At 36.1% G+C, this 12,331-nt stretch carries 13 protein-coding genes and 1 pseudogene; 10 read left to right on the top strand and 4 right to left on the bottom strand.

Going from position 1 to position 12,331, the window contains the following annotated elements; translation table 11 throughout:
• Nucleotides 1–194 precede the first annotated feature (194 nt).
• Nucleotides 195–440 carry a DUF3888 domain-containing protein gene (locus tag B1NLA3E_RS23520; protein ID WP_083935042.1) on the bottom strand — a complete coding sequence of 82 codons (246 nt, stop codon included), beginning with the start codon at nucleotides 438–440 and terminating at the stop codon, nucleotides 195–197.
• A gap of 198 nt (nucleotides 441–638) precedes the next feature.
• On the opposite strand from B1NLA3E_RS23520, the gene B1NLA3E_RS02960 reads away from it, so the two are divergent.
• The 4 genes from B1NLA3E_RS02960 to B1NLA3E_RS02945 all read left to right on the top strand — a co-directional run bounded on the left by B1NLA3E_RS02960 (nucleotide 639) and on the right by B1NLA3E_RS02945 (nucleotide 3,482).
• Nucleotides 639–959, top strand: a complete 321-nt coding sequence (locus B1NLA3E_RS02960) for a hypothetical protein (protein ID WP_015592377.1) — start codon at nucleotides 639–641, stop codon at nucleotides 957–959.
• A gap of 481 nt (nucleotides 960–1,440) precedes the next feature.
• Nucleotides 1,441–2,211 carry an alpha/beta hydrolase gene (locus tag B1NLA3E_RS02955; protein WP_041580250.1) on the top strand — a complete coding sequence of 257 codons (771 nt, stop codon included), beginning with the start codon at nucleotides 1,441–1,443 and terminating at the stop codon, nucleotides 2,209–2,211.
• Between the two features lie 303 nt (nucleotides 2,212–2,514).
• Complete coding sequence (locus B1NLA3E_RS02950; RefSeq protein WP_015592375.1) at nucleotides 2,515–2,970, top strand: GNAT family N-acetyltransferase; 456 nt, start codon at nucleotides 2,515–2,517, stop codon at nucleotides 2,968–2,970.
• A 278-nt stretch (nucleotides 2,971–3,248) separates the two neighbouring features.
• Nucleotides 3,249–3,482 carry a hypothetical protein gene (locus B1NLA3E_RS02945; RefSeq protein ID WP_015592374.1) on the top strand — a complete coding sequence of 78 codons (234 nt, stop codon included), beginning with the start codon at nucleotides 3,249–3,251 and terminating at the stop codon, nucleotides 3,480–3,482.
• 503 nt (nucleotides 3,483–3,985) lie between these two features.
• Here the strand turns inward: B1NLA3E_RS02945 and B1NLA3E_RS02935 are convergent.
• Entirely contained in the window at nucleotides 3,986–4,186 is a 201-nt protein-coding gene (locus B1NLA3E_RS02935) for a hypothetical protein (RefSeq protein WP_041580248.1), read from the bottom strand.
• A 497-nt stretch (nucleotides 4,187–4,683) separates the two neighbouring features.
• On the opposite strand from B1NLA3E_RS02935, the gene B1NLA3E_RS02930 reads away from it, so the two are divergent.
• From B1NLA3E_RS02930 to B1NLA3E_RS25160, 4 genes are all read left to right on the top strand, one after another.
• Nucleotides 4,684–5,430 (top strand): hypothetical protein, encoded by a 747-nt coding sequence (locus B1NLA3E_RS02930; RefSeq protein WP_015592372.1) that lies wholly within the window; start codon nucleotides 4,684–4,686, stop codon nucleotides 5,428–5,430.
• 874 nt (nucleotides 5,431–6,304) lie between these two features.
• Nucleotides 6,305–8,101 (top strand): group II intron reverse transcriptase/maturase, encoded by a 1,797-nt coding sequence (gene ltrA / locus B1NLA3E_RS02925; RefSeq protein ID WP_015592367.1) that lies wholly within the window; start codon nucleotides 6,305–6,307, stop codon nucleotides 8,099–8,101.
• A 55-nt stretch (nucleotides 8,102–8,156) separates the two neighbouring features.
• Nucleotides 8,157–8,360, top strand: a complete 204-nt coding sequence (locus B1NLA3E_RS02920; RefSeq protein ID WP_041580247.1) for a hypothetical protein — start codon at nucleotides 8,157–8,159, stop codon at nucleotides 8,358–8,360.
• 13 nt (nucleotides 8,361–8,373) lie between these two features.
• Entirely contained in the window at nucleotides 8,374–8,547 is a 174-nt protein-coding gene (locus B1NLA3E_RS25160) for a hypothetical protein (RefSeq protein ID WP_187292148.1), read from the top strand.
• 63 nt (nucleotides 8,548–8,610) lie between these two features.
• Here the strand turns inward: B1NLA3E_RS25160 and B1NLA3E_RS02910 are convergent, their stop codons facing one another.
• Nucleotides 8,611–9,480: an SDR family NAD(P)-dependent oxidoreductase gene (locus tag B1NLA3E_RS02910; RefSeq protein ID WP_015592370.1), complete on the bottom strand. Its 870-nt coding sequence runs from the start codon at nucleotides 9,478–9,480 to the stop codon at nucleotides 8,611–8,613.
• Between the two features lie 120 nt (nucleotides 9,481–9,600).
• On the opposite strand from B1NLA3E_RS02910, the gene B1NLA3E_RS02905 reads away from it, so the two are divergent.
• Together B1NLA3E_RS02905 and B1NLA3E_RS02900 are read left to right on the top strand one after the other, a co-directional pair.
• Nucleotides 9,601–10,062, top strand: coding sequence for a MarR family winged helix-turn-helix transcriptional regulator (locus B1NLA3E_RS02905; protein WP_015592368.1), 462 nt, complete (start codon nucleotides 9,601–9,603; stop codon nucleotides 10,060–10,062).
• Between the two features lie 914 nt (nucleotides 10,063–10,976).
• A pseudogene (locus tag B1NLA3E_RS02900) lies at nucleotides 10,977–11,870 on the top strand (reverse transcriptase domain-containing protein); the annotation flags it as partial.
• On the opposite strand, the gene B1NLA3E_RS23515 reads toward B1NLA3E_RS02900, so the two are convergent.
• On the bottom strand, nucleotides 11,815–12,255 hold the full coding sequence (locus B1NLA3E_RS23515; RefSeq protein WP_328285160.1) for an SDR family NAD(P)-dependent oxidoreductase: 441 nt from the start codon (nucleotides 12,253–12,255) through the stop codon (nucleotides 11,815–11,817). The pseudogene B1NLA3E_RS02900 and the gene B1NLA3E_RS23515 sit on opposite strands and share 56 nt — an antisense overlap.
• Nucleotides 12,256–12,331: the final 76 nt, after the last annotated feature.

The following is a 12,331-nucleotide window of genomic DNA, read 5'->3' as shown; positions in this document are numbered from 1 at the left end:
TGAATCACCCTTACAGGGATGACGAATTACGTTAACGAGCACGTTCAACAAGCTAAAAGCAGCAATCATAATAATTATCTTGATCTTCAACAATCGGGTGCTTTAGTTACATTAAGAGATCGTCAATGGCGGTCTCTTTTTTTATGCAACTAAAGGGAAGGTTAGTTGAAGAACAAAAAAAGACAACCCTTTTACTAAGGATGTCTGTATTGATCTTCGTTTGGTTTTAACCTTCTGCTTTTGAAATCAATCGCCCGCCAACCTGGGTAACGATGATTATTGAAAGTGATGGTGACTAAATCATTAGGGGGATTGTGGGCTCCTTCAAATGTCGTTACCTGAACTGTTACATCAAAGTAGTAGCTGCCTTGTTCCAGCTTCTTGATTTGGAGAATCTTTTTGTCAATAAAACTGCTTAGGTTTGCCGTAATGTTTTTCAATTTCTTTGTTAATTAAAGGAGTAAGCAAAATGTAGATCAAGTCATCACGCAACTAACAGGTGCAAGAGTTGAAGATCATCAGCTGCTACGGCGGCTTTTTTTCTTGTTCCACTAACGGAGCAGGTTAATGAAGAAGGAAGTTCACTTTTCAATATAGAACCTTATATTTATTCCAAATAAAAGAAAGGAGGAAAGGAATTGAAAAAGAAAAACATTATTCTTATTGTTAGTTCTGTAATATTAATTCTTATAATTTTATCACCATTATTAGCTCCAATCATTCACAATGACAATTCTCCAAGAAGTGCAATAAGAAACTATATTCAAAAATCAGGGCATCCCTATCAAAGTTTTTTTGCAGTAATAAATGACAAAAATTATAAGGATGATCAGTATGGAAAGCTATATGAAGTTTTATGGAAAGATTGGGACAATGTAACGGGTACCACTCCATCCTTATGCTATGCAAAAAAGACTGCTGATAACATTTATAAGGTATCTTGTGGTACTGGACCTTAATCTATTTATTACTAACGGTTGCTGGAGTTTAACAAGGGGGTTGCTGCGGCGATCCTTTTTCTTGTTCAACTAACTAGCAGTTATATACAGTATCGGGAATAAATCCTTGGAATGGTGCACCTTTTATCTTTGTTTATATGTATCCATAGATAAGCGTTTAAGGACTTGACTTGGAGCCTCCGTGGGTATGAGTTGTCTTGAAAGGCTGAAGCAGTTGTTTCATCAGGCAGCCAAGCCTATCATACCCACCCCTCCAAATAAAGTCCTATGTTTGTTAACGTTGAAAACTATAAATACTTACTGAAGATAATAAGTAAACAAAGTTAGAAAATACGCTATTTTTGTTTCGTTATTTACGATGAATACGGTCAAAAATCATACTGTATATAAGGGTAGGTTAGTTCTACAAGGATACAAGGGAATTAATGAAAATTATGGTAAGATTTAAAATATAGAAATGATAGAGAAAGGCGGAATAGTCGTGTTAGAAATATTTCCTATATATATAACTTCATTCGAACAAGAAAGACTGATTAGAGTATATCTACCTAAAAATTACAACAAGCAAAATCAGAGTTACCCCGTGTTGTATATGCACGATGGGCAAAATGTTTTTCAGGATAATGATGCAATTGGTGGCACATCTTTAGAACTTGAAAACTACTTAGATGAAAATGGATTGGAAGTTATCGTTGTCGGAATAGATCAAAATAGCGAAGAACGAATAAATGAATATTGTCCTTGGATAAATGGGGAATATAGCAAGAAAATATTAGGTCAGGCTAGTTCAGCTGGTGGAAAAGGGATACAGTATGTAGACTTTATCGTGAATGAACTAAAGCCATTCATAGACAATAAATACCGTACGTTAAAAGACCGTACTGCAATGGCAGGAATTTCCTTAGGAGGACTTATTTCCACTTACGCTATGTGCCGTTATCCTCAAGTATTCAAAAGCATAGCTGTTTTGTCTTCAGCTTTTTACCGTAACCAGGAGGAAATTGAAAAGTTAATACAAGATACCGATTTGTCATTGATTGAAATGTTTTACTTAGATTGTGGAACGAAGGAGGCAGGTAAAGAAGATATGATAAGTAATGAATTTTTAGCATCAAACAAAGCGGTTTTTACAATATTGAGAGAGAAATTGCCCAATGCGAAATTTGAGACTATTAAGGATGCAGAACATAACTATTATTTCTTTAAGAAGAGAGTTCCTGAAATTGTTTCTTATTTAATGTCAGTAAAATAGATAAGAGTCCCTTTAAAGCAGTCGTAATAGGATATTCAAACAAAGCCATTAATAATTAGAATTACCATCTTATTCAACTAACGGGTGCTTTACTTCAATAAGGAATAAGGCTTTTTCCTTATTCGAGTAATGGTCAGTTTAGATAAACAAGGAATTCAATTTCTGAATAGTTAAAAAATTTGTTCTTTAAAGAAAAGGATACTAGTTATGATAATTTGTATGTGAGATAACCTTCCATTACTGTTGAAAGTTAGGTGAATTATTATTAGGATTTAAAAAGTATATTGATTTGGAGGGTCTTTTATGGATATTAAACTTGATGATTTAACTGGAACAAAAGTTGCTGAATTTGTAAAGGAACATCTTCTAAGCATGGCATTGAACTCTCCACCCGAAAGTATACATGCACTAAATCTTGAGCAACTGCAAAGACCAGAGATTACATTCTGGAGTGCATGGAAAAAAAATGAATTACTTGGATGCGGTGCGCTTAAAGAATTAAATAGTCTACATGGAGAGATAAAATCAATGCGAACATCTACATCCCATCTAAGGAAAGGTGTAGCAAAACGAATTCTTCAACAAATAATTGAAGAAGCCAAAAGACGTGGCTATTCCAGGATAAGTTTGGAAACAGGCTCAATGAATGCTTTTGAACCAGCTAGAAGACTGTACGCGGGCTTCGGGTTTCAATATTGCAAGCCGTTTTCAGATTACATTGATGACCCAAACAGTGTATTTATGACTAAGGTATTATGAATCTATTTTTTATAAAAAGTTAGAGATAATAGTATATGATTTAAGCAGTGATCTTCAACAATCGGGCGCATTTCCAGAGTAGAAATTGCGCTCTTTCTTTATGTATAGGGCCATTTAATGGAGGAAGCCTCTCCAGAAAAATGGATATTTGTATCAACATCAGCATGAAGTTTGTGAAAGTTTTCACTTGAACTAACGGGGCAGGATAGTTGAAGTGGAACAGTGATAAACTAACAGGTATATAAATTCCTTAAAAGGAGTAAGAAAACCATACAATTATGAAAGAAGTGGCCATTGGGATTATATTGGTTGTTGGCGGAAGTATCATTTTAGGGTGGTTTATTAAAGAAGCCTATAAAAATAATAAAAATGAAAGTAGGAAGTATAAAATTTTCTATTTGTTATGGGTGATTTTAGGTGTCGTATTAGATTTTAGTAATGGATTAATTATTATTCTTGGTCTTATTTTATTAGGAGTTCTTTTAATAATCTATTCACCACTCTTCAACTAATGGGTGCAATAGTTAAAGATCAAAGCTGTCATTACCGGCAGCTTTTTCTTGTTGTGCTAACGGACAGGTTAGTTCGAGAAGGAATAAATAATTCAAATACTTACAGAATAATAAGGTAATAAGTAATAACTGTTAAATGAACAATTACATTAAAAATTGTTAAAGGGGAAATTAAGATGGTAACATTTATAACTTCAATTATCCCATTTTTATTACTCATACCTTTTATTCTTTTGGCTTGGTGGCTTATTTCTTTATTGTTAAACATAAAATCAGCTACTAAAAAGCAACTTGAACAGAATGATGAAATAATTGAATTACTAAAGAAATTGAATAATAAGGACAATTTTTCAAGTTAAGTTATGTGTTATTCAAATAATGAGGTGCATTCCTTTAACAGAGGGATGCTTTTTTACTTATTAGACAAACGAGGAAGATGACTGAAGAGGAATATTTGTTAAAAAAGGGTAAGAGGTTAAGTTACTTTCAGATTGAGTATATATTTACTTTTTTATTTCTACTTCCCTTATTTGGATATCTTTATTTTGAAATGGCTTATAGTCAAACAGAAAAAACACTAGCAGTATCATTGTTAGCATAATAGCAGTAATAATAATTTCTTTGTTATAATGTTTTGCACCTTTATCCTTTAATTGCTTTCTATAATTAATTTGAATTTTTTTCTTTTTAAAATCTTGTTTCATACTACTCCCCCCTTGAATATTCATAGATATTATTTAAATTCTCTTTTTAAGAATAAAAATCCTTTAAGGACCTAATGAATCAACAATGAAGACTTATAAAATTTATTCTTCGAATACATCAATGGATATAGGTTAGTTATTTTAGTTATTCAACTATCGGGCGCTATCCTTTAGCAAGGATCAGTGCCTATTTCTATTTTAGGGCCAATTAATTTATCAGGTATTGAATTAATCACTTTACCTTGAAATAATCGGTTTTAAGCAATAGGGCAGGTTAGTTAAATAATGGGTGATTATTTAAAGTGATAATACTACTATAAATATATACATAGAAATTCTATATATATATAATTGCTATGTATTGAGGAATAATATGGAAATTAAAGTAAAGGTGCTTTTTTTAAATAAGGAATGCTGTACTTTGCTTTATTCAAAAACACCTTTGTTCGGTTTAGAAATACTCACTGAACACATATGTATATAAAGGGAGAATCAAAATGTGGGCAGATGATGATGAGTTAGAATACAAAGTCAAGCGTACCAAGTTTCTATCTGGTGCGGGATGTTTAATTGTGGGATTTATTCTACTTGTGTTAATCGTTGTTTTTACTGTCTCTTTTTCTATAAAGGTATACGATAAACTTACAGAAGATAGGGAAATGGTTGTGAGCAAATCTCCTGACCAAAACCAAACCATTAAGGTGAAAGTAAAAGGAACTCTTACTTTCGATGACCCAACTGTTGTGATTTCGTATGAAAACTATAAAATCCAACGTAAAGTCAGCAATGATAGAAAAAGTCTAAACCCTTCTGATATTTCAATAAGTTGGAAAAATAACGAAGAAGCAACAATTCTGCTATTTGGGGAAAAACAAGCTCCAGAGGTGATTGAATTTAAAGTACCAAACAGAGGGATTAAATCTAATCCATTTCAAGTTGTTCAAAGAGAATTAGGGTTTATCCCTTTTGAGAAGAGCGAATCCCCCAAACACTTCAATATTGTTGAATTAAGAAGGAACACCTATTCAAAAGGAATGTCTTCTGACTACGATAAAGTGCCTATTGAAGTTTATTGTGGGGAAGTCGGGAGTGACTTACAGAAATATGGTGAGTTTTCAGGAAGCGACAAATACCAGATGGACTTTTTCCTATTTACTTGGGATGATGAACAGCACGTAACGATTACTGCAAGAGAAAACAATAAGAATGAGGCAGTAGATACAATGAAAATTGAACTTAAGTAAAAAGAGGATAGTTTCCGAACAAAGTAGGTGGTGTAATTTTAAAAATGTAAGTCGCCTTTTTGTTTGTTCCAAAAGCAAGATTGTGAAAAAATGTACTTAAAGTAACGGGGGCTTTACTTTAATAACGATATTCCGCAATCGGGCGCGTGCGACGTGTTCTGTTATAAGCACTAAAATGCGAAAAACAGGAGACTTTTCATTTTTTGCTAATACTAAAATTAAAATCTCAACTTTACAACTGAGGATGGGAATGACGGAACCATGTTACCTGAAACCATCCCGACAATACTCCTGCATGCGTCATAATTGACAGATTATGGGGTATGAAGCCAGGTGGAGTCGGCAGAACAGAGGCTAAAGCCTCACTTTTTTTTTCCGTGATGCCATGCCAATGGATATGCCGGGCGGCTGAAAAACTAGATATGGTGAGAATCGTTCCAGGTATAGGAACCGACGAACTTTCGAATTTAAGGGTCTAAAGATTGAACATATGGAAACCTATGGACCATCTAACGATGGTGTGAGTGGTGTGGAGTAAAAATGCGCCCTCTGAAACACGCTATATCGAACTATGGTGATATCCAGCTCACAGGCTTAAAGAAAGCACCTACGTCTAGGAAGGATAGCTAGGTTGTAAGGAACGCGGAAAGCAAGGAACATTGAAACGAAGGCTGTCACCTGAAATGGTTGTTATAAGGGTAAACCGAAATACATTTATCCTTGTGAGGGTAGGGGCACGACCTATGAAACTTCTGTAATGGGAGCTGAGGAACAGCCCCGAGTCTAGCGAAATCAAACGATTATTTTCCTAAAGTGCATTGCACCGATCGGGTATGAACGTGGGAACATCACCTCGGAGAGGGGGGATGCCACAGTGCAAGCTCTACGATATTGGGATTACTACAGTATGACTGAAACTTTTACGGATTTATATGATAGAGCCACTCGTAAAGAATCTTTTACCCGATTATATGACATTATTACATCAAGAGAAAATATTCTACTGTCTTATCGAATCATAAAATCTAATAAAGGTTCAAAAACTGCGGGAACAGATGGTAAAACTATAAGCGATATAAAAATACTGTCTGAAGATGAACTAGTAACCACTGTACAAAGTAAATTACGAAACTATCGTCCAAAGAAAGTAAGACGAAAACTGATTGAAAAAGAAAATGGAAAGATGAGGCCGCTTGGAATTCCTTGTATTTTAGACCGAATTATCCAACAGTGCTTCAAGCAAGTTCTGGAACCTATTGCAGAAGCTCAATTCTATAAACATAGCTATGGTTTTAGACCTCTTCGGTCTACTCACCATGCAATGGCAAGAGTACAATCCTTAGTTAATCACGCATCACTTCACTATGTAGTTGACATTGATATTAAGGGTTTCTTCGATAATATCAACCATACTTTGCTTATCAAACAACTGTGGAATCTAGGTATTCAAGATAAAAAGGTCTTAGCTTGTATTTCCAAAATGCTAAAAGCTGAAATTGATGGAGAAGGAATCCCTTCAAAAGGGGCACCTCAAGGTGGATTGTTATCGCCTTTACTTTCAAATGTTGTCCTTAATGATTTAGACCAATGGGTATCTACACAATGGGAGTTCTTTCCTTTAAATCGACCATACGAAACAAGAGAAGGTCAGCTGTGTGCCAAAAAACGTACCAATCTTAAAGAAGGATATTTGGTTCGTTATGCAGACGACTTTAAAATTCTCTGTCGAGATTGGAAAATAGCCCAAAGATGGTTTGCTGCCGTAAGGCAGTACCTAAAAGACCGCCTAAAATTAGATATTTCGCCAGAAAAATCTCAAATTGTAAACCTTCGAAAACGCAATTCAGAATTTCTAGGTTTCACGATTCGGGCGAACAAGAAAAGAAACAAGAGGGTTGCCCACACGGGAATAAAAGATAACAAAAGGCAGAAAATCAAGGCTGAAGCGAAAAAACGCATTCAGATACTAAGAGTGTCCCCAACATCTCAAAATGCTTTACTTTTCAATAGTTTCGTCTTAGGAATGCATAATTATTTCAATCGAGCAACCCATGTTAATATAGAGTTCTCTCGTATTGCCTACGAACTGCAATCCTTTATGTACAATCGTCTAAAATCCGTCGGTATATATGAACATCCATCAAATGCATCTCCTACTTATAAGAAATTCTACAGCAGAGGAACTAAAACATTTAAAGTAGCTAATGTATATCTATTCCCTCTTTCTAATGTAAAAACTAGGAACGCCATGAACTTTAGTCATGGTCTTACCCCTTTTACAATTGAAGGAAGAGCACGTATACATAAAAAGATTCAAACGGATATTCAACGGGAAATTGCATTATTGATGAAGTCAAATATTCAGGCACGAAGTGTTGAATATTTGGATAATCGGATTAGCCGATACAGTATGAAAATGGGGAAATGTGAAATCACAGGCAATTTCCTTTATGCTAATGAAGTTCACTGTCATCATTATATCCCAGTACATCTTGATGGAAGCGATCAATTTAAAAACCTTCGCATTCTCCATAAAGATGTGCATCAATTAATTCATATGACGGATAAAAAGACGATTACAATACTCATATCGAAACTTGGAATTTCTGGACCTATGGTCCAGAAAATTAATACTTACCGCGAAAAATGCGGAATAGAACCAATCTCATAAAGGATGGGTAACTAGGAACTTATAATCTAGTACAAATCGTTAGATGGAACGCGGAATGATGGGAAACTATCACGTTCCGTGTGGAGCAGGGGAAAAGCTGGAGATAACATCAAAGGTTTACCTATTGCTACTTTTCCGTAGCAAGAAAGGCGCCCTTCTTTATGAATTGGACATTAATGGAATAAGAGGTTTTTATAAAACCTATTTTTGTATGCAACCACTAGTTCACTTGAACGATTGTATAGTTGTTGTTGGATGAGATGAAGTCGTACTTGAGATTGACCATAGATGCAGATCTTAGCGAATTACCTGAGCTATATGAGTCAATTCAGAACTATAAAGAGATATTCCAAAATCAAATTGCTTTACTTCAGCAAATTATTGATCTTATTGACTCCATGTTAATACAAGGAAACCCTGTTGGACAAGACTGCTTAAGAGAATAAGCGCAAGGTTTTATGGATTTTGAGGTCCCCCGTACGTTGGGACTGAGCCTTTTTCCAGATACATCATTTTATATATTCAAACAAGATTTCTTTAGTGTCGTTCCACAAACGTTGCTGCATAGAAATATCTTTCCCGGGATAGATTGGATCAATTTTTGCACCAGTTCCAACATTGAAGTATCCACCTGTTACTTCATCGTATTCGGAATCAAGTGCTAAACGAACAATGATGTTAGCTCCTCTTCTAGGATCTCCAATATGAAGAAGTTTCAAGATACTTCCCAATACAGTAGATATACGAAGTTCTCTTCCAAGCCCAGTATTATTGAAACCAGGATTTAGTGCATTGGCAGTAACCCCAGTTCCAGAAAATTGTCGTGCCAACTCACCAGTAAACATGATATTTAGAAGCTTAGTTTTTCCATAAATTTCAGATGAACCTCTTGCTGTAAATGGGGATGTGTCCGTCAAATCCTTTGGTAACTTCAGTTCACCATGATTTCGAGAAGCCTCAGAGGCAACATTAACAATTCTTGCACTTTCTGCTTCTACTAAAGAATCTTTTAACAAATTCGTTAGCAGCCAGGGCGTTAGATAGTTTACCGCTATCATCTCAGCAAATCCCTCAGGAGTAACGCGTTGCTCGAACCCATGAAGCCCAGCATTGTGAATGAGTACATCAATCTTTGAATAGTTTTCTTTAATTTCTAGCCCTATACGGCGTACATCCTTCATCAGCGATAGATCTCCAAAATAGAAATCAACTTCCGTTTCTGGGGAAGCTTCTTTTATTAGTTTTTCAGTTGCTTCAGCCCGTTTTTTGTTACGAGCAGTCAAAACCAGATGTGCACCACGTTTTGCGATTTCAATTGCAGCTAGTTGACCAATACCATTGGTTCCACCAGTGATTACCATTATTGGATACTCAGACATTTTACATTCTCCTTCTCTAAACTTGACACTGTTTTAATAAATGATTATATTTGACATATATCAAATATAATCATTTATTTGATATATGTCAAATAATATGTTGCGTTAGGATGGGGAATTATGGATATTGATTATTCTGATTCGAGGGAACAGCTGGAGTTTACTTTTGGTGAACAGCTCAATGCGTTGATTAGTGAAGCACATGCACTTAATGTCAGAACTGCAGCTACATTTGATGCCACTTTGCAGCCTGCAGCATTTTTGATTGTTCGCTGGCTTTTTTCACACGGTCCTACTAACGCTACGACTTTAGCAGAGTCAACCGCAATGGACCGTAGCTCTATCAGTAGACTTATTGGCCAATTGAAAGGTCTGGGATATGTAAAAAGCGAGCCCCACCCTAAAGATCGTCGAGGAGTATTGTTAACCTTAACTGAACTTGGTCATGAAAAAACAATAAAAGCACTAAAAGAAAAAGAAGCTATTTTCTACGAACGTATTTCAAGTTTAACGGATTCAGAATTGAAAACTTATATTGAAATGCTAAAATCTCTAAGCTTCAACAAAACCGATAACTCTTGAGGAAGAAGTGTTTGACGCTCTATTCCGTAACCCCTACCACGACAATTTTTTTCTCCAACGGCAATATTAAATTCTATATGGATGTAATAGGATTTTGGTGTCAGTCCCCCGCTACGTTAAAGAGTGGGGGACTGACCCTTTTTCTTCGGTGAAATGTATCACAAGTTATGTTCCACAATCGGGCGCGTGCGACGTGTTCTGTTATAAGCACTAAAATGCGAAAAACAGGAGACTTTTCATTTTTTGCTAATACTAAAATTAAAATCTCAACTTTACAACTGAGGATGGGAATGACGGAACCATGTTACCTGAAACCATCCCGACAATACTCCTGCATGCGTCATAATTGACAGATTATGGGGTATGAAGCCAGGTGGAGTCGGCAGAACAGAGGCTAAAGCCTCACTTTTTTTTTCCGTGATGCCATGCCAATGGATATGCCGGGCGGCTGAAAAACTAGATATGGTGAGAATCGTTCCAGGTATAGGAACCGACGAACTTTCGAATTTAAGGGTCTAAAGATTGAACATATGGAAACCTATGGACCATCTAACGATGGTGTGAGTGGTGTGGAGTAAAAATGCGCCCTCTGAAACACGCTATATCGAACTATGGTGATATCCAGCTCACAGGCTTAAAGAAAGCACCTACGTCTAGGAAGGATAGCTAGGTTGTAAGGAACGCGGAAAGCAAGGAACATTGAAACGAAGGCTGTCACCTGAAATGGTTGTTATAAGGGTAAACCGAAATACATTTATCCTTGTGAGGGTAGGGGCACGACCTATGAAACTTCTGTAATGGGAGCTGAGGAACAGCCCCGAGTCTAGCGAAATCAAACGATTATTTTCCTAAAGTGCATTGCACCGATCGGGTATGAACGTGGGAACATCACCTCGGAGAGGGGGGATGCCACAGTGCAAGCTCTACGATATTGGGATTACTACAGTATGACTGAAACTTTTACGGATTTATATGATAGAGCCACTCGTAAAGAATCTTTTACCCGATTATATGACATTATTACATCAAGAGAAAATATTCTACTGTCTTATCGAATCATAAAATCTAATAAAGGTTCAAAAACTGCGGGAACAGATGGTAAAACTATAAGCGATATAAAAATACTGTCTGAAGATGAACTAGTAACCACTGTACAAAGTAAATTACGAAACTATCGTCCAAAGAAAGTAAGACGAAAACTGATTGAAAAAGAAAATGGAAAGATGAGGCCGCTTGGAATTCCTTGTATTTTAGACCGAATTATCCAACAGTGCTTCAAGCAAGTTCTGGAACCTATTGCAGAAGCTCAATTCTATAAACATAGCTATGGTTTTAGACCTCTTCGGTCTACTCACCATGCAATGGCAAGAGTACAATCCTTAGTTAATCACGCATCACTTCACTATGTAGTTGACATTGATATTAAGGGTTTCTTCGATAATATCAACCATACTTTGCTTATCAAACAACTGTGGAATCTAGGTATTCAAGATAAAAAGGTCTTAGCTTGTATTTCCAAAATGCTAAAAGCTGAAATTGATGGAGAAGGAATCCCTTCAAAAGGGGCACCTCAAGGTGGATTGTTATCGCCTTTACTTTCAAATGTTGTCCTTAATGATTTAGACCAATGGGTATCTACACAATGGGAGTTCTTTCCTTTAAATCGACCATACGAAACAAGAGAAGGTCAGCTGTGTGCCAAAAAACGTACCAATCTTAAAGAAGGATATTTGGTTCGTTATGCAGACGACTTTAAAATTCTCTGTCGAGATTGGAAAATAGCCCAAAGATGGTTTGCTGCCGTAAAATTCTTGCACTTTCTGCTTCTACTAAAGAATCTTTTAACAAATTCGTTAGCAGCCAGGGCGTTAGATAGTTTACCGCTATCATCTCAGCAAATCCCTCAGGAGTAACGCGTTGCTCGAACCCATGAAGCCCAGCATTGTGAATGAGTACATCAATCTTTGAATAGTTTTCTTTAATTTCTAGCCCTATACGGCGTACATCCTTCATCAGCGATAGATCTCCAAAATAGAAATCAACTTCCGTTTCTGGGGAAGCTTCTTTTATTAGTTTTTCAGTTGCTTCAGCCCGTTTTTTGTTACGAGCAGTCAAAACCAGATGTGCACCACGTTTTGCGATTTCAATTGCAGCTAGTTGACCAATACCATTGGTTCCACCAGTGATTACCATTATTGGATACTCAGACATTTTACATTCTCCTTCTCTAAACTTGACACTGTTTTAATAAATGATTATATTTGACATA

Source organism: Bacillus sp. 1NLA3E, assembly GCF_000242895.2.
Taxonomy (GTDB): Bacteria; Bacillota; Bacilli; order Bacillales; family Cytobacillaceae; genus Bacillus_BU.
This window is presented reverse-complemented; position numbering and strand designations above follow the sequence as displayed.

Coding starts and splice junctions, on each gene's coding strand:
- B1NLA3E_RS02920 (WP_041580247.1), top strand. CDS start 8,157: ATGATGGGAAACTATCACGTTCCGTGTGGAGCAGGGGAAAAGCTGGAG.
- B1NLA3E_RS02905 (WP_015592368.1), top strand. CDS start 9,601: ATGGATATTGATTATTCTGATTCGAGGGAACAGCTGGAGTTTACTTTT.
- B1NLA3E_RS23515 (WP_328285160.1), bottom strand. CDS start 12,255: ATGGTAATCACTGGTGGAACCAATGGTATTGGTCAACTAGCTGCAATT.
- B1NLA3E_RS02935 (WP_041580248.1), bottom strand. CDS start 4,186: ATGAAACAAGATTTTAAAAAGAAAAAAATTCAAATTAATTATAGAAAG.
- B1NLA3E_RS02910 (WP_015592370.1), bottom strand. CDS start 9,480: ATGTCTGAGTATCCAATAATGGTAATCACTGGTGGAACCAATGGTATT.
- B1NLA3E_RS02950 (WP_015592375.1), top strand. CDS start 2,515: ATGGATATTAAACTTGATGATTTAACTGGAACAAAAGTTGCTGAATTT.
- B1NLA3E_RS02945 (WP_015592374.1), top strand. CDS start 3,249: ATGAAAGAAGTGGCCATTGGGATTATATTGGTTGTTGGCGGAAGTATC.
- B1NLA3E_RS02930 (WP_015592372.1), top strand. CDS start 4,684: ATGTGGGCAGATGATGATGAGTTAGAATACAAAGTCAAGCGTACCAAG.